This window comes from Sphingorhabdus sp. EL138 (assembly GCF_945862485.1).
Lineage (GTDB): Bacteria > Pseudomonadota > Alphaproteobacteria > Sphingomonadales > Sphingomonadaceae > Sphingorhabdus_B.
The window spans coordinates 88,451-105,643 of record NZ_CAMAYF010000001.1; the positions used below are offsets into that span (position 1 = coordinate 88,451).

The 17,193-nt window shown below is 53.3% G+C and carries 17 protein-coding genes; 5 read left to right on the plus strand and 12 right to left on the minus strand.

From position 1 onward, the window contains the following. Nucleotides 1-60 precede the first annotated feature (60 nt). A complete protein-coding gene (locus tag Q0O33_RS00480) occupies nucleotides 61-1,149 on the plus strand; it encodes a DUF2855 family protein (protein ID WP_295494588.1) in 1,089 nt (362 codons plus the stop codon). On the opposite strand, the gene Q0O33_RS00485 is transcribed toward Q0O33_RS00480, so the two are convergent. The 10 genes from Q0O33_RS00485 to Q0O33_RS00530 all read right to left on the minus strand — a co-directional run bounded on the left by Q0O33_RS00485 (nucleotide 1,136) and on the right by Q0O33_RS00530 (nucleotide 10,584). Beyond that, nucleotides 1,136-2,440 (minus strand): amidohydrolase family protein, encoded by a 1,305-nt coding sequence (locus tag Q0O33_RS00485; RefSeq protein WP_295494591.1) that lies wholly within the window; start codon nucleotides 2,438-2,440, stop codon nucleotides 1,136-1,138. The genes Q0O33_RS00480 and Q0O33_RS00485 overlap by 14 nt on opposite strands. 5 nt (nucleotides 2,441-2,445) lie before the next feature. After that, nucleotides 2,446-3,249 carry a TIGR03084 family metal-binding protein gene (locus Q0O33_RS00490; protein ID WP_295494594.1) on the minus strand — a complete coding sequence of 268 codons (804 nt, stop codon included), beginning with the start codon at nucleotides 3,247-3,249 and terminating at the stop codon, nucleotides 2,446-2,448. A 24-nt stretch (nucleotides 3,250-3,273) separates the two neighbouring features. Further along, nucleotides 3,274-3,675: a ribose-phosphate pyrophosphokinase gene (locus Q0O33_RS00495; protein WP_295494596.1), complete on the minus strand. Its 402-nt coding sequence runs from the start codon at nucleotides 3,673-3,675 to the stop codon at nucleotides 3,274-3,276. Nucleotides 3,676-3,684: 9 nt separating this feature from the next. Next, nucleotides 3,685-4,605, minus strand: a complete 921-nt coding sequence (locus Q0O33_RS00500) for a nitronate monooxygenase (protein ID WP_295494599.1) — start codon at nucleotides 4,603-4,605, stop codon at nucleotides 3,685-3,687. 22 nt (nucleotides 4,606-4,627) lie between these two features. Then, on the minus strand, nucleotides 4,628-5,071 hold the full coding sequence (locus Q0O33_RS00505) for a DUF1330 domain-containing protein (RefSeq protein ID WP_295494602.1): 444 nt from the start codon (nucleotides 5,069-5,071) through the stop codon (nucleotides 4,628-4,630). A gap of 150 nt (nucleotides 5,072-5,221) precedes the next feature. Further along, nucleotides 5,222-5,866: a TetR family transcriptional regulator gene (locus Q0O33_RS00510; protein WP_295494605.1), complete on the minus strand. Its 645-nt coding sequence runs from the start codon at nucleotides 5,864-5,866 to the stop codon at nucleotides 5,222-5,224. A 65-nt stretch (nucleotides 5,867-5,931) separates the two neighbouring features. Next, complete coding sequence (gene dinB, locus Q0O33_RS00515; protein WP_295494607.1) at nucleotides 5,932-7,029, minus strand: DNA polymerase IV; 1,098 nt, start codon at nucleotides 7,027-7,029, stop codon at nucleotides 5,932-5,934. Between the two features lie 13 nt (nucleotides 7,030-7,042). Continuing rightward, complete coding sequence (locus Q0O33_RS00520) at nucleotides 7,043-8,761, minus strand: AMP-binding protein (protein ID WP_295494928.1); 1,719 nt, start codon at nucleotides 8,759-8,761, stop codon at nucleotides 7,043-7,045. Then, entirely contained in the window at nucleotides 8,733-9,833 is a 1,101-nt protein-coding gene (locus tag Q0O33_RS00525) for an MBL fold metallo-hydrolase (RefSeq protein WP_295494610.1), read from the minus strand. Before Q0O33_RS00525 ends, Q0O33_RS00520 begins: the two co-directional genes overlap by 29 nt. 49 nt (nucleotides 9,834-9,882) lie before the next feature. Beyond that, on the minus strand, nucleotides 9,883-10,584 hold the full coding sequence (locus Q0O33_RS00530; protein ID WP_295494613.1) for a DUF1013 domain-containing protein: 702 nt from the start codon (nucleotides 10,582-10,584) through the stop codon (nucleotides 9,883-9,885). A 162-nt stretch (nucleotides 10,585-10,746) separates the two neighbouring features. Here Q0O33_RS00530 and Q0O33_RS00535 point away from each other — a divergent pair, with 162 nt between their 5' ends. Beyond that, nucleotides 10,747-11,718: an alpha/beta hydrolase gene (locus tag Q0O33_RS00535; protein WP_295494616.1), complete on the plus strand. Its 972-nt coding sequence runs from the start codon at nucleotides 10,747-10,749 to the stop codon at nucleotides 11,716-11,718. A 6-nt stretch (nucleotides 11,719-11,724) separates the two neighbouring features. On the opposite strand, the gene Q0O33_RS00540 is transcribed toward Q0O33_RS00535, so the two are convergent. Next, a complete protein-coding gene (locus tag Q0O33_RS00540) occupies nucleotides 11,725-12,723 on the minus strand; it encodes an NAD(P)H-quinone oxidoreductase (protein WP_295494619.1) in 999 nt (332 codons plus the stop codon). 82 nt (nucleotides 12,724-12,805) lie between these two features. On the opposite strand from Q0O33_RS00540, the gene Q0O33_RS00545 reads away from it, so the two are divergent. Both Q0O33_RS00545 and clpA read left to right on the plus strand, forming a co-directional pair. Next, nucleotides 12,806-13,003 (plus strand): DUF1192 domain-containing protein, encoded by a 198-nt coding sequence (locus tag Q0O33_RS00545; protein ID WP_295494622.1) that lies wholly within the window; start codon nucleotides 12,806-12,808, stop codon nucleotides 13,001-13,003. Between the two features lie 130 nt (nucleotides 13,004-13,133). Continuing rightward, the gene (clpA, locus tag Q0O33_RS00550) at nucleotides 13,134-15,476 is read left to right on the plus strand and encodes an ATP-dependent Clp protease ATP-binding subunit ClpA (RefSeq protein WP_295494624.1); all 2,343 of its coding nucleotides are present in this window, start codon (nucleotides 13,134-13,136) and stop codon (nucleotides 15,474-15,476) included. Nucleotides 15,477-15,506: 30 nt separating this feature from the next. Here clpA and recF read toward each other — a convergent pair whose 3' ends face one another. Further along, nucleotides 15,507-16,562: a DNA replication/repair protein RecF gene (gene recF / locus Q0O33_RS00555; RefSeq protein WP_295494625.1), complete on the minus strand. Its 1,056-nt coding sequence runs from the start codon at nucleotides 16,560-16,562 to the stop codon at nucleotides 15,507-15,509. Nucleotides 16,563-16,943: 381 nt separating this feature from the next. Between recF and Q0O33_RS00560 the strand changes: the two genes are divergently transcribed. Next, the gene (locus Q0O33_RS00560) at nucleotides 16,944-17,120 is read left to right on the plus strand and encodes a PspC domain-containing protein (protein WP_295494628.1); all 177 of its coding nucleotides are present in this window, start codon (nucleotides 16,944-16,946) and stop codon (nucleotides 17,118-17,120) included. Nucleotides 17,121-17,193: the final 73 nt, after the last annotated feature.

Below are 17,193 nucleotides of genomic sequence, written 5' to 3' on the forward strand. Positions count from 1 at the left end.
GGTCTTTCATTGAATGCGCAACGAAGGGCGGTTATGCCGACGGACAGAGGAGAAGCAAATATGGCATCGACGATCTGGGTAAATAAAAAGGCGCTGACCGAAACACAGGTGCATGACACAGCATTGTTGCCGCTCGCAGACGGCGCCGTTCGTTTGCGGATTGAAAGCTTCTCGGTCACGGCAAACAACATCACTTATGCCGTCATCGGTGACATGTTTGGCTATTGGAACTTCTTTCCGGCAGCAGGTGATTTTGGCGTCGTGCCAATGTGGGGTCATGCCATGGTCGAAGAATCGCATTGCCCCGAAATTGCCGTTGGCGAGCGGGTCTATGGCTATTTACCGATGGGAACGCATCTTGATGTCGTACCCGGCAAGATCAGTATGGGCGGCTTCACGGATATGGCCGCACACCGTCAACCCATGAGCCCCATCTACAACCAATATAGCCGCCTTGCTTCCGACCCAGAACATGACGCCGAAAAAGAGGCAGAGCGTATGTTATTCGGGCCTTTATTCAAAACCGGCTTCTTAATTGAAGCCATGCTGCGCCGAGAAAGCTGGTTTAACGCAGAAACCCTTCTCATCACTAGCGCTTCATCCAAAACGGCCATGGGCCTTGCAAGCGTCGCTAAGGATTTATCGCCTAGCATAAAGCGTATTGGTCTGACCTCGAAAGGCAATGTGGGGTTTGTCGTCGGGACTGGCCTGTACGACGAAGTCATCGCGTATGATGCAGTCGATACCCTGCCCAAGACCGCTTCGGTATGCGTCGATTTTGCCGGCAATTCGCGCTTACTCCGGGCGATCCACGAAAGGCTGGCCAACCATCTAGAATATAGCTGTTTGGTCGGTGCCACCCATGTTGATGCAAGAGGCCCCAACAGTGCTGGCGCAAGCGGCAGCGAGATGCCAGGACCGAAGCCCATCCTGTTCTTCGCCCCTGATCACGCCGTCGCAACTATTCAGGAACTTGGCCCCAAGGGCTTTGGCGAAGCTGTCGGCCGCAGTTGGAAAAGCTTCCTAACCGCAGCCGATGGCGTTGTGGACATTGAAACCCATACGGGATTAGAGGCCGCCGCAAGCGTCTTTGTGGAAACGCTTCAAGGGCGGACTGATCCGCAAAAGGGAATAATCATTCAGCCTTAAAAACCCGCCCGTCCTTCATAACGAAACGCACAGATTTCAATGTCGTGATGTCCGCTATGGGGTCACCTGCGACTGCGATCAAATCGGCCGCTTTACCGGGTTCAATTGAGCCAACGTCTTTTTCAACACCCAATAAGGACGCGGCATTGATTGTCGCAGCCTGAATGGCCGCGCTGGCGGGCATGCCATGTTTGACCATCAATTCAAATTCGTCTGCGTTCCGGCCATGTTTGGACACACCGGCATCTGTGCCAAATGCAATTTTTACGCCGGCGGGATAGGCTTTGGCAAGGCTCTTACCGGTAACACCAATCCGCCATTGCACTTTCGCAAGAACGTCGGGCGGGTAGGCATTGGGGTTAGCAGCCAACCGCTCAAGATAGCCATTTACGGTAGACAGAGTAGGCACATAATAGGCGCCTGAGGATTTGAACAATTTGATGGTCTCGTCGGTCATCATGGTACCGTGCTCAATCGAGTCCGCGCCCGCGGCTAAGGCGATGTTGACGCCGTCGTCACCATGGGCGTGTACAGCAATTTTCTTGCCGTAAAGATGCGCGGTATCAACTAATGCCTTCACCTCGTCATCGAATAACTGCCGCCCGAGTCCAGCTCCAATGCGGCTATTTACGCCGCCAGTGGTTGCAATCTTGATCACGTCCACGCCACGCCGGACTTGTTTGCGTATCGCCTGACGGCAGCTTTCAACGCCATCACACAGATTTTCCTGACCGATGCTGCCATGCAAGTCTTCGGAGACCGATAGCGTTGCGTCCATATGCCCGCTGGTCGTTGAGATCGAACGGCCAGCATCGATAATCCGGGGGCCGGGAAGGTCACCTGCAGCAACCGCATCGCGTAAAGCAAGGGTTGCGCCAGTGCCGTCGCCCAAATTGCGCACCGTCGTGAAGCCAGCCATCAACGTCTTCTTCGCATTACCCGCAGCGCAATAGGCAGCCCGTGCCGGACTGTCGGTTAAGCCCTCGATTAATGCTGCATTACCGCCAGCGTCGCTATCCAGATGTACATGGCTGTCGATTAACCCGGGGAGGACAAACTTCTCTTTCAGATCAATGATCGTCGCGCCTGCTGGTCCCTGCTGATGGCCAGAGAAAACTTCAGCGATTTTGCCGTTGCGAATAATTACAGTGGATGGTCCGCGCGGCGGGGTTCCTGGCTTGTCTAGTAGTTTGCCGACATGGATCACCGTAACCACGTCGCTTGGCTGCGCGGCCAAGGGCGTGCTGGCTAGAAAGACTGCGCCTAATGAGACAAAAACGACCTTCTTCATGCTATTCAAACTCCCCTGTCGGCGCGATGCCGTGAACCTTTTGCTGGTGGGTCCTGTGGTGGCCCCGCAAAACATTGCGCAATACCCATCCATTGATGCGCGACTTCGCCTGTGACTTCAAGCGCAGTGTCGGCAATATTGCGACATTGGGTGACGACTTGGCAGAATTCTGTCGCACTACCGGAAATCATAATACTTTCGGAGGGCTCGCCATATTCCCACACAGCGCCCGATGGCGCGGACAGGCGAACTCTCGGCATCTCGCCCGGTGGCTCGAGGCGGCGATTTTTCCATGTGAAGCCCCACGTATTTACGCCAAGGCGTACGATGTTACCAATCCGGTCAGTGTCCTGCCGCTCCACGCCAAGAGCATCGTAAACGGCCTGCCCATGTGCCCATGTTTCCATTAGCCGCGCAGTGATTGAACTTAGCGCGCTCATATCCGGACCAACCCATTTGAGACGAAGCTTAGGATCTGTGGCAGCAAATGCCGCGGCAGTGGCTTTCGCGCGCTCTATCCAAGCGTTTCGTAATGCATGGCCCGAAAGACCATCTAGATAGCTTACCTCAAACTCAGGCAGCTTTCCCCCGCGAACACCAGCCATCATCTCGGCTACAAACGCGCCAAAGGCTGCCTTGTCACGCAATGATAAGTCGACTGCTATGTTCCAAACATGCAGATGGCGGATGATGTTGTTGATGGTCCAGCCCTTGAACTGGGTTGACGCTTCGAACTCTGCTTCGGAAAGCGGCGTCAGCAGCGCGCTTAACGCCTTGCTTTCGTCCAAAAAGTCTACTGCCTGTTGCATTAGTTTCGTGATCCCAGATGAGTTTCAAATTCGAAGCGATTGGTCTTGCCAATATGCGAACACATCATCCTGCAGCGTGCGGATATGGGCATGCGCTTGCGGCCCTGTCCATTCACCTTGATAATCACTTCGCCCTGTCCACCATCCCTGCCCCGGTAAGCCGTCACCTTCACGCACCACAAGCACGGCGAGCGCAGGCGCACCTTCTTCGGCGGTGATCTGATCTATCTTGTCCAGCGTCTTACAGACCGCGCGCATTTTGGGCCGTGTGAAGCGGAAGCCAAGGTTCAGCAAAAGCTCGGAATAGCTGATCGCACGGCCATCACGCCCACATTGCTCCAATATGGCCTTTATCCGGGCAACATCATGCAGCGCCGAAACATCTGCGGCAGGATCGCTCAAAAACTCTTCAAGGACTGGGTCCAAGTCAAAATCCTAAAGATAGTCGCGTCGCAAATCATTCATGACAGAATAAAATTCGTCCATCACTTCGTCGATGATTTGCTTGGCGGGTTTCACCGCATCAATGCGTCCGGCCACTTGCCCGGAAAGCGCAATCGCAGCCTCCATGTCACCGCCGAAATACAAATCAAGTACCCCGCGCATTTCGCCCATGATGTTATCCGTTGGTTCAACGTCTAGCTTTGTTGTTCGCTCGGTGCGCAAGGCGCGCAATGCCGGTCCGGGTCCATGACGGTTAAGGAACAATGTATCGGTTTCCTTCGCGTTGATGATGGCGTCTTTCCAATTATGGTGCACGGGTGATTCCGCAGCGCTTACCATCCGTGTGCCCATTTGAACCGCCTCAGCGCCAAGAGCGAAGGCAGCTGCCATTGTCCGTCCGCAGACGATGCCGCCGGCGGCCACAATTGGCACATCCAATTTGCTCCGGATGAGAGGCAACAGGACCATTAAAGCAACGTCCTTCGGATTTTTGAAACCTCCGCCTTCGCCGCCTTCAACCACTAGGCCATCAACGCCAGCATCAATAGCTTTCAACGCACCTGCCAATGTTGGTACGACGTGAAACACAGTAAGGCCGGCCGCCTTTAATGGTCCGCAATATTTGTTGGGGTCGCCCGCTGATGTAGTTACAAACTTGATGCCTTGGTCGACCACAAAATCAACGATCCCGGGATCACGCACAAAGGCTTGTGCGATATTAACACCGAAGGGCTTATCGGTAAGTTCACGCATCTTGATGATTTCGGCGCGTACTGCATCCAACTCACCTGAGGATGTTTCGATGATACCAAGTCCACCCGCGTTCGACACTGCCGATGCCAGTTGCGCCCGCGCAATCCAACCCATTGGCGCTTGAATGATGGGATATTCGACGCCGAGCAGCTCAGTCATGCGGTTCTTCATAGGCTTCATATTAACGTCCAATCTTACTGGTGCGGATATTTAATTGGCCAGAAAGCCCCGCTTTGCGATGGGTTTCAATGGCCTGATATTCAGGCGAAGACATCATTTTCTGCATGGCCGAGAGTGACGGATATTCGACCAAGGCGATCATGTCCCATTGGTCCTCAACTTCACCGATCATCATTCCAGTAACGTTCCCGGCGTAAATTTGGCGCGCCCCAACAGCTGCCAAGCAGGCCTGAATAGCTTCCCCATAACGGGCATAAGCAGCAGCGCCCGAAAGATCGGAATCACTGCCATCGGCATATTCCGCCTTGTCTTTGAACTTCAGCAAATTGACCATGATAAACGGCCCATTCTCTGGACCGCCGAAAAATGCCGAAGCCTGCTCCATTGATGGAAATATAGCATTATCGACGCGCATAAACAGCTTACTCCCCTCAAATTTAATCATGTGCTTAAATCAGCACTGTGACATTGTAAAAGTGATTATATGCTACAAAGGCGGGCACAGACCGAACAGGGGTGTTTTGCGACATTCCTTGCCTTGGCTCGACTGCGACACAATTCGGCAGCCGCCAGAAACCCTAGATACCTGCTCGGTTTATGAAACAATTCTGATGTGCGGTTGGGCAAGCTTTTGCGCTGACGATTTTTTACCTAGTCCTCGAAAAATTGTCTCAACAATAGTTGCAAGCTTCTCGACCCTCAACTTGACCGGGCCAACGTAAAAAAGCGCATCGGGGTTTGTGTAGCACTGTACCATCTGGTTGATGAGGGACACTGTCTCATCAATCGAGAGGCCTTCAAAATAGCCCAAGTCCATGGCTTCTGCGACAATGAGAGAGAGATAATGATCTCCCAGATCAACATATCCGCGGACAACCTCAAAATATTGCTGGCCAATTTCGAGGTAACTTTTCAGTAGGTCTGGTTCGGCCTCATATTGAACAACCATCGCGCGAAAACGCCGCGCAAAAAATTGGTACATCTTGTCCTGCACAGGCAAGTCGGATTCTGTTACCTCAACCATTATCGCGACTTTTTCGGCAAAAAAGCGCTCGGCCACCGCCTCAAGCAATGCTTCTTTATTGTCGAAAAAGCGGTATAGATTAGATGGCGACATGCCAGCCGCAGCGGCAAGATCTGTCATCGAGATGTCTACCGCCCCGCGCTTGCGAACCAAATCATTTACCACCTCCAGCAGTGCAGTTCTTCCAGCATCAATGTCTGTTTGTGGGCGCGCCATTTCATTTCCTGTGTTACATATACATAACAGTTTCATGATATATGACGAAAAATTTCAATTTTCAATCAATCAAATGTAAATTGTCCCTGCGGCTTTGCACAGTGCGCGATTTCATCGTGCCCTACCAAACCGGATAATGTTAGCCCAAGAAGCCGAACGCCCATTTCGACGGGTAAAATTTGATCAAGCAAAGCATGCCCAACCTGCGCAATGGTTGCACGGTCGGACAAGGCATACCCAACGGTACGAGAGCGCGTGATCGTCCGGAAATCCGAATAGCGTGCCTTCAATACTAATGTCCTACCCTCTGCCTGATACCGGTCAATGCGGTCCCAAACGATATCGACTATTTCTTCTAATGCATCCCGCAGTTCTGGTTCACTGCGCTTGTCGTTGTAATAGGTGCTTTCCGCCCCGATCGATTTGCGCACAGCATTTTCGTTGACTGGACGGTGATCAATCCCGCGTGCGGCCCAGAAAAGATAGCTGCCCCAACTGCCAAAATGCTGTGCCAGCCACGCCTCATCCTTTTGCGCAAGGTCCGCGCCCGTATGCACCCCCAGCTTTGCCATTTTCTCGGCAGTACGCGGCCCGACGCCGTGGAAACGGCGTACAGGCAAGCTGGCGACAAACTCCGGGCCTTGATCCGGCAATATGACGCACATTCCGTCGGGCTTATTCTGGTCGCTGGCCAGTTTCGCAATGAACTTGTTGTAGCTTACGCCAGCGCTGGCGGTAAGCCCCGTCTCGTCGCGGATAGCCGCGCGGATTGCCTTAGCAATCTTGACCGCTGACCCGATGCCCTGCTTGTCATGGGTCACATCAAGATAGGCCTCATCTAAGGAGAGCGGTTGAATGAGGTCGGTGTGCCGCGCGAATATTTCTCGAATTTGCCGAGATACATCTTTGTAGGCCTCAAACCTTGGTTTGACGAAAATTAGGTCGGGGCATTGCCTTTGCGCCGTGACCGAAGGCATGGCCGAGCGTACACCGAACGCGCGCGCTTCATAGCTTGCCGCAGCGACTACGCCACGCTTGGAAGAGCCGCCGACGGCGACAGGTTTGCCCCGCAGATCGGAGTTATCCCGCTGCTCAACGCTGGCATAAAATGCATCCATGTCGACATGGATTATTTTGCGGATGAGAGCGGGATCCCCTTCCATTGCAGACCAACGCCTAAGGACCCAGCGCGATCCGCAATGCTTTGCGGTCAAGCTTTCCGATCATTGTTTTTGGCAAGACATCCATGATCGTGACACCCTGAACGCGTTCATGCTTGCCCAATTTCGGGTTTAGCCAGGCAGCAAGTACAGCGCCATCTACGGTTACCCCATTGTGCAATGTCACAAAGGCCCGCGGAATTTCACCGAGATATGCATCTGCAACGCCAATGACGAGCGCTTCCTTGACCGCAGGGTGTTGGTAGAGCACATTTTCAACCTGGCTTGGGAACACCTTAAACCCGCCAACGGCGATCATGTCCTTCAACCGGTCAACGATGAAGATAAAGCCTTCTTCGTCAATCGTCGCGACATCGCCGGTGCGCAGATACTTGCCGAGAAACACTTCTGCATCCGCCTCTGGCCGATTCCAATATCCGCACATAACCTGTGGACCAGAGAAAGTAAGCTCGCCGGGTTCGCCAGGTAGAGCGGGCTTAGCCGGGTCCTCCTTGTCAACAAGCCGGACGTCGGTTCCAGGGAGAGGTTGCCCGATGCTGCCAAACTTATTCATGCCCTCATAGGGGTTGCACGAAACGACACCTGAGCTTTCGGTCAAGCCATAGCCTTCTATGACGACGGCTCCGGTAGCTGTCTCAAACCGCTTTTTCAGTTCACCGGCCAAGGGCGCACCGCCCGAAATACAGGCGCGAAGGCTGCTGAAATCGGTCTTTGCAAGGTTCGAGCAATCCAGCAACGCTTGATACATGGTCGGCACGCCAGGAAGCGAAGTTATCTTTGCGCGGGTAATCGCCGCCAACGCGGCCTTTGCCTCAAAACGCGGAAGCATGACAATTTCACCGCCATTGGCGATTGTGCGATTAAGGACGGTCGCATTTGCGAAGACATGGAAAAACGGCAGGACACCAAGGATGCGATCATCCAATGGTTCATCAGGCTGATTCATTCTGCTGTGCGGATCAAGCATGTTGATTTGCCGCGCATTGGCCGTAATATTCTGATGGCTCAGCATTGCACCTTTGGGTGTGCCAGTGGTCCCGCCTGTATATTGCAACTGCGCAATATCTTTTTCGGGTGCACACGGCTGAATCGTATAATTGCCTTCATTTGCGACCAGATGGGCAAAAGTAGACACACGACTATCTGGGGGTATCGCCGCAATCTCGTTCCGTTTGAACAAACGATATGCCCAGCTTTTCGCTTTTGGCAACGCTTCGGATATGCTTCCAACGATCAATTCTTTCAGGCTGCTATTGTTGAGTACCTTCATCGCCGTGGGCAGTAGCGCCGCCGCAGAGACCGTGAACAAAATGGAAGTCCCGCTATCGGCAACCTGGTGCCCAAGTTCGTCTGCTGTGTAGAGCGGCGAGAAATTGACGACTGTCGCGCCCGCTGCCAGGGCGCCATAATAAGCCGCAATATACTGCGGCACATTCGGCAGAAACAGGCCAATATGGTCGCCCTTGCCTATACCCTTATTCTGCAACCCTCGGGCGACGCGTCGAACTGTCTGCGCCATCTCGGCATAGCTATATTTGCGGCCCATGAAGTCCGCCATTGCTGCACGGCCCATGCGCTCGGCCGATTGAAAAAACAGGTCATGCAACGCCAATGCGGGAAACTGCTGATCCCATTTGCTAGGATGAAGATAGTGGTCGCTCCAAATGCTCTGCGTCATACAGACATTATGACGCGTGATACCAGCCAACGCCATCGCGGATTTCACATTTTATTCGCCCGGCAATATGCAAATGCCGTAAATGCGCCTGCGCCTCGCCCGCAGCTAAGCCATAGACGCTATCGTCAATCTCGCGGACAAACAGTAACGAGAACGTATCAACAGCTCGCATTTCGTTGGTACGCAATTCCAATTCAAGCTTATCAAGCCGTTCATGATGTCCCGAGGCAAGCTTGTCCAAACGGACGTGCACACCGGTAAATGGTTCCCCGTGTGCGGGCAGCACCAACATATCAGCTGGCAAAGCCGCACGGAATTTCGCAATGGACGTCAGCCATTCACCGAGCGGATCAGCCTCCGGCTCGCTGTCCATGACCGATACATTCGATGTAATGCGCGGCAAAATTTGGTCGCCCGCAATAACCATTCCATTAGCGAAATCTACCAAGCAAGCATGTTCAGGTGTGTGGCCACCGCCAGTCATCACGGTCCAGGCGCGCCGTCCGATTTGAATGACTTGCCCGTCATCCATGCGCACATGCCCAGTCGGCAGTTTGGATACGGCTCTCGCAAAGCCGCCCCAATCGCCTTTTCGCAAAATATCGATGCGTTCTTCGTCAAAGCCCGCGAATTTTCGATTACTCAAGACGTCTTCTGGCGGGTGATCTAACTGCTCGGCGGTCAGCATGCGCGCCATCAGCCATTCGGTCCGGTTCATCCAGATCGGGACTTTGAACTTGTTTGCCAACCAACCAGCGCAGCCCACATGGTCTGGATGGAAATGCGTCACGAAAATCCGTGTTAGGTCGCGGTGCGCCAACGCACCCTTGAAAAGCAACTGCCATTGATCAATCGTCTCTGGCATGAAAAGGCCTGTATCGGCAATTGCATATCCGCCATTCGCCTCATCCAGCAGCCATAGATTGATATGAGACAGGTTGCCGGGGACGGGCATCCGCGTCCAACCCATATCGGGCGCTATTGGGTAAATTTCACCATATTGCGGAGCGTGTTCGCCCAAGGGGTAGGTTAGCCCCTTAAGCTCTCTTGCTTCAAATCCATGGTCGGCAAGCGATGCGTCATATGCGGGGGGTGTTTTAGTCGCCATCCCCCCGCCGTGCCTTAATCAAGCGATTAAGGCAATCATCACGTTTCGATTATTCGCCAGCTTTTTTGAATAAGGTGTCGGCGGTCAATTCTGCCTTGCCAACATTTTCGTCTTCGCCGTTCAATGCGGCTTCGGCCCGGCGCGCAGCTTCCGTACGTTCCGCGCGCAATTCTTCGATCAAAGCTTCACGATCGGTTCCAAGGCGCGCGTCGTTGGCAGCGGTATTGTCGATACCGGCTTTCTTTGCAGCGCGGTTTACTATCGCATCCAGTTCGCGCTGCGATGTCAGACCAAGGGTGACTGGGTCCTTCGCCTGAATTTCAGCTATGTTCCAGTGGCTGCGCTCACGAATGGCAGCGATTGTATTGCGCGTCGTACCGATCAACTTGCAGATCGCGCCATCCGAAATTTCAGGATGATTGCGCAGAAGCCAAGCGATGCCATCGGGCTTGTCCTGCCGCTTCGATACCGGCGTATACCGCGGGCCTTTTGTGCGGCGCACCTGATCCGGTCCCTTTGACATTTTGAGGACATAATCCTCATCCGCCTGACCCTTTTCAATTTCTTCCATTGCCAGTTCGCCAGCGTGCACAGGATCACGACCAGTATACTTCGATCCAGTCATGTCATCAGCCATTGCCTGAACTTCAAGAATATGAATTCCGCAGAATTCGGCGATTTGCGAGAAGCTCAAACCCGTATTGTCGACCAACCAAGCGGCGGTCGCATGTGGCATCAAAGGGGTGGCCATTTCATTTGCTCCAATAATAAGGGCCGCCCCTTACGGAGCGGCCTGAATGTCTTGGCCAAGCATTAGGCGAAGTTTGCCATATCGGCAAGCGACAATGCGCGTTTGGACTTGCACGTACCCTACCACCCGTGCATTCCTCGGAGCAACCATCGGGGGGAAGATATGCTACGTTTGATCAAATGGCTCATTATTTTGTTACTTGCCGCCTTGGCCGCGCTGTTTTTCTGGGGCTACGCGCCTGACACAGAGGCAGCCCAGATGGAGAGAAAATATGGCAGCGCCGCTTCGCGCTTTGCCGAATTGGAGCCTGGTCTGCGCGTGCATTATCGTGATGAAGGCAAGTCCGATGGCCGTGTTCTCGTTCTTATTCACGGTTCAAACGCCTCTTTGCATACTTGGGAACCATGGGTCAAAGCTCTCGGCAAGGACTATCGCGTCATTTCGCTTGATCTTCCCGGACATGGTCTGACTGGGCGCAACCCCACGGGCATCTACGACAATACATCATATGTTAGCGTTGTTGACCGTTTATTGACCAAGCTGAATGTTGATAATGCGGTCATCGGCGGCAATTCTATGGGCGGCGGCGTGTCGTGGTTATATGCATTGGAGCATCCCGAGAAGGTCGAAGCTTTGTTGTTGGTCGATGCCAGTGGGCAGCCTCATGCCAAATCTGGCGAATTACCGCTTGGGTTCAAACTAATGCGCATGCCGGTTATAAAAGAAGCCGTCCGCTTCATTGCACCCCGCAGCATTTTTGAATCGAGCATTAAAACGTCAATGAGCGTTCAATCCAAAATCGACGACAAGCTCGTTGATCGATACTGGGAATTAAACCGCTATCCCGGCAACCGCGAGGCAACGATGCAGCGCTTTTCAAGTCCCAAGAATATGAAACCTGGCACAAAAGAGCGGCTCTCGTCCATCAAGGCGCCAGTTTTTATCTTATGGGGCGCTGAAGATAAATTAATCCCCGTCACCTCGGCCAAATGGTTCGCTGAAGCCTTGCCGCAAGCGAAGTTGATTATATATCCCAATGTCGGCCATATCCCGATGGAGGAAATACCTGAAAAGAGCGCCAATGATGTCAAAACATGGTTGGATAGCTTGGCGGTAAAAACGCCTAAGGTATAAACGCGCCTAAACTTCCAACATGATTTTTCCGACATGGGCGCCGGATTCCATATAAGCATGTGCTGTGGCAGCTTCGGCAAGCGGGAAAATCTTGTCCATTTCGGGACGCAACGTTCCTTCGCAAACTATTGGCCAGACTTTCGCTAATAATTGCTGCGCAAGCATTGCCTTAAATGCGGTGGTTCGCGGGCGCAGCGTTGAGCCAGTCAGCATCAGGCGACGTGACATGACATACGCCATGTTAATTTCCGCTGTCATCCCGCCCTGCACCGCAATGGTCACATGCCGCCCGTCTTCCCGCAAACACTGCAAATTTCGCGACACATAACTACCGGCGACCATATCAAGCACAAGATGGACGCCCTCGCCACCTGTGATCGCCTTCACACGTTCGACGAAATCGGAATTATTATAGTTGATAGCGTGATCAGCGCCAATTTTTTGAGCTGCTGCGCATTTGTGATCAGAACCACAGGTCACAATCACCGTCAGACCGAAAAGCTTGCCCAACTTGATTGCCATGGTTCCAATTCCGCTGGTCCCTCCGTGAATGAGTACGGTCTCGCTAGGGGCGGCGTAGCCCCGCTCAAACACGTTATGCCAAACTGTGAACAATGTCTCAGGCAAAGCACCCGCTTCGGCCATGTCCATGCTTGCTGGCACCGGCAAGCACACATCCATGCGCGCAAGGCAATATTCGGCATATCCGCCGCCCGAGACCAAAGCGCAATAACGCGCACCGATTATGGTCGGGTCGACATCATCACCCACCGCGACGACTGTTCCTGACACTTCAAGCCCGGGCAGATCGCTTGCCCCTGGAGGTGCGGGGTAAAGACCCTTGCGCTGGATAACGTCAGGCCGGTTTACGCCCGCATAAGCGACTTTCAAAAGAACTTCGCCCACACCCGGAACCGGTAGCGGCCGACGTGTCGGGACAAGCACCTCGGGTCCACCCGGCGTCGAAATCTCGATTACAGTCATTAATTCCGGTAGCTTATCCATCTGTAGCCCATCCCTTTTGATTGACCGACCTTTTAAGCAAGCTTCATATTGACAGCAACCGCCCATCGGTAAAATATGCGGTATGGTTATTGACGAAAATCTGCCGCGCCGGCGCGACGATCCTGTGGCCAATCTTGTCATGCAGGATATTGACGCCCTATCTGTTGCGGAACTTGAGTTACGGATCGCTGCGCTAAAGGCAGAAATCACGCGCTGCGAAGGCAAAATCACGTTTGCAAGCAAGCACAGAAGCGTTGCCGACGCGTTGTTCAAGAAGTGACACATAGCGAGCCAATGCTAAGAAAGCGGGAACCCAAACCGTTATCTCTCTCATCATGCTTGAAAGCACCGAAGGCAGCGCCGATATAGAGTAGAGACCGTGCAGCGACTCATTTTAGGGAGACCAAATTATGCCATCATTTGCAGAGTCGCTGGAAACCACACTTCATAACGCATTGAAGCATGCTGGCGACCGCGCGCATGAATATGCAACGCTGGAGCATCTCCTGTTGGCGCTCATTGAAGATGCGGATGCGGCGAAAGTTATGCAGGCTTGCGGTGTCGAGCTTGGCGAACTTTCGGACATCATCATTACATATTTGGATACCGAGTTGGAAAGCCTTCGCGTGGAGGGCAAGGTTGACCCATCGCCGACAAGCGGCTTCCAGCGCGTTGTTCAACGCGCGATTCTGCATGTCCAAAGTTCCGGTAAGGATGTCGTTACCGGAGCAAATGTACTGGTAGCCTTGTTTTCAGAGCGCGAGAGCTATGCCGTCTATTTCCTGCAACAGCAGGATATGAGCAGGCTCGATGCGGTATCTTACATTAGCCACGGCATTGGCAAGGACGGCAAGCTAGCCGAACCACGGCCAGTCGCCGGCACTGAGCAGAAAAACGAAGAGCCAGAAGACGCCAAGTCAAAAAAGGACAAGAAAGAAGGTGCGCTGGATCAATTCACGGTCAACCTGAATGAGAAAGCGAAACAGGGCCGCATCGATCCCTTGATTGGGCGTGCGGCCGAAGTTGACCGTACCGTCCAAATTTTGTGCCGCCGGTCGAAGAACAACCCCCTTTATGTGGGCGAACCGGGCGTTGGGAAGACCGCGATTGCAGAAGGCCTAGCCCGTCGCATAGTCGAAAATCAGGTGCCTGAGGTTCTGTTACCAGCCGTGATCTATTCGCTAGACATGGGCGCGTTGCTGGCTGGAACGCGGTATCGCGGTGACTTTGAAGAGCGCTTAAAAGCGGTTGTGTCCGAACTGGAGAAGCTTCCGGATGCAATCCTGTTCATCGATGAAATCCATACGGTCATCGGCGCGGGCGCAACAAGCGGCGGGGCGATGGACGCATCGAACTTGCTAAAGCCGGCGTTGTCGGGCGGGACCATCCGTTGCATCGGTTCGACCACTTACAAGGAATTCCGCAACCATTTCGAAAAGGACCGCGCATTGCTGCGCCGGTTCCAGAAGATTGATGTCAACGAACCAAGCATTGAGGACACGATCAAAATCCTTGCGGGCTTGCGCAGCGCATTTGAAGAGCATCACAAAGTTAAATACACCCCCGATGCCATCAAGGCCGCAGTGGAACTGTCCTCACGCTACATCAATGACCGTAAGCAGCCAGACAAGGCCATCGACGTCATTGACGAAGTTGGTGCCATGCAGATGCTTGTCGCCCCATCAAAGCGCCGCAAGTTAATCACTGCGCGCGAAATCGAAGCAGTCATAGCCACAATCGCCCGCATTCCGCCAAAGCAGGTTTCGACTGATGACAAAACTGCGCTTGGCACCCTCGAAGCTGATCTCAAGCGCGTGGTGTTTGGGCAAGACAAAGCAATTGAAGTTTTGGCGAGCGCCATCAAGCTCAGCCGTGCCGGCCTGCGCGATACCGAAAAGCCAATCGGCAGCTATTTGTTCAGCGGACCGACCGGCGTCGGTAAAACCGAAGTCGCGCGGCAATTGGCGTCTATCCTTGGCATTCCGCTCAAGAGGTTTGACATGTCGGAATATATGGAACGTCACAGCGTCAGCCGTCTGATTGGCGCCCCTCCCGGCTATGTCGGCTTTGACCAAGGCGGACTGCTGACAGATGCCGTAGACCAAAGCCCGCATAGCGTATTGTTGCTCGACGAAATCGAAAAGGCGCATCCCGACCTGTTCAACATCCTGTTGCAAGTTATGGATAATGGACGCTTGACCGACCATCACGGCAAGACTGTTGACTTCCGTAATGTCATTTTGATCATGACAACCAATGCGGGTGCCAGCGACATGGCGAAAGAAGGCATTGGTTTCGGTAACAATATCAGCAAAGAAGATGCCGGCGACGAAGCCGTTAAAAAGATGTTTGCACCGGAATTCCGCAACCGCCTCGATGCCACTGTGCCCTTTGGATATCTGCCAACTGAAGTCGTCGCGCGCGTTGTCGACAAGTTCATTTTGCAACTCGAACTGCAACTTGCCGACCAAAATGTGCACATCAAGTTGGATGACGAAGCACGGGCATGGTTGACCGAGCGTGGCTATGACAAGCTGTACGGCGCGCGCCCGATGGGTCGCCTGATACAGGAGAAGATCAAGCAACCGCTGGCGGAAGAGCTATTGTTTGGAAAGCTTGTTCATGGCGGCGAAGTTGCTGTGCGTATCAAGGACGGCCAACCCGTCTTTGAAGTAACGCCTGCGCCCCCTAAATCTGCCAAGCCCAAGCCGCCGAAGAAGAGTGCTGCGAAAAAGCCTAGCAAAGCGGGTTAATCGGGCGGCCCTCATCGTAGGGCCGCCTTATCATTGCCCAATTGGCAACAATTGGGCTGAAGCGCCAATACCATTGAATAATTCGGGTTCTGTTCCAGTCATCCAGACTTGCGCGCCCGTATCGGCCAACAATCCAAACAACGCAGCGCGTCTTGAAGGATCGAGATGCGCAGCGACCTCATCCAGCAATAATATCGGCGGTGTATCACGCTGGACCGCTACAAGTGCCGCGTGCGCGAGAATGAGCGAGAGCAACAAAGCCTTCTGTTCTCCTGTGGAGCATTGCTCTGCAATCTGCCCTGAGGCGCTGTGTAATACTTCAAGATCAGCACGGTGAGGGCCTACCAACGTACGCCCGGCGGCCGCGTCCCGATTACGTCCCTTACACCAGGCAGTCGCAAGATCGCCGTGAGCAGCTGCATCCTTATCAACTAATTTGATCTGCGGCGTGGCAAATGGCCCGGACATTGTCGTCAGCAATTGTGCACTCAACGCCTCTACGACCGAAGCACGGGCCGCTTGTATAAAGTTTCCGCTCTCGGCCATCTGCGCCTCAAGCGCATCTAACCAAAGGGGGTCGGCGGCAATACCGCCCGCCAAAAGCCTGTTGCGTTGTTGCATGGCCTTTTCATATCGGCTGCTGTGCCGCGCATGCCCTGGGTTTATCGCCAATACCAAGCGATCCAGAAACCGCCGTCGCGCGGCTGCACCATCCGCAAACAATCGGTCCATCGCTGGAGTTAACCAGATGACCGACAGCCATTCGGCAAGGCTGTTTATTGTAGCATTGCTCTCGTTAACCCGTACCTTGCGTCGTTCAGGCTGCTCTGCGTTGACACCGGTGCCAATCACATTGCCGCCAGCGTGCGCAACGATGGCAAAGCCGCCGCTGCCCTCGTTGCGTACCATGTCGGACATGGCCGCCCGGCGAAGACCTCTGCCTGGCACCAATAGCGACACTGCCTCCAGGATATTCGTCTTACCGGCCCCGTTTGACCCGTGAAGTGCAATGAACTGCGTCCCTGGCCGGATGTCCAGCGCAGCATGATTGCGAAAATCATTCAGGATCAGTCGCGACAGCGTCATATCATGCGTCTGCTATAGTATGGCCACTTTTGGTCAAGCGGCTATTGGCACTCCATCGCTCCCAAATATTGGTATAATTTCCCAATATATGAATTTATTCCAGCAATGCGATACCCTTATATATACTATAATATATTGTTTTTTATAGATAAATTGATTCTGTTATAGGCTATGCAATGCAGTTCGCATACCCGGAATGGTCCGGAACATCGAAAAGGAAATCAACATGACACAATATGCACGCACACAAGTTCTATCGGCTTTCGCAGCAATTATCTGCGCATTCATCACCGTAGGCATTAGCGTAGCACCTGCCGTTGCACCTGCCGCCGCAATCATCGCATAATACAACCCAGCGTTTTGGAATTAGGGAGCAATTTAATGGCACGTTTAACACTTGATAAAACCAATAAGAAAGTTCTTGGCGTTTGCGCTGGTCTAGCAAACTGGGCTGGCATAGATGCCATGATCATTCGCTTGATTTTCGCCGTGGCAACGGTTGTCGGCTTTGGTTCACCGGTTTTGATTTACATATTGTTCGCAATGATACTCGACTAACGCACACAGACTCCGTCAAAGAGGCTGCAGGGCAAAGCAAGTTGATTTGACCCACCAATCACAGGTCGTGTTG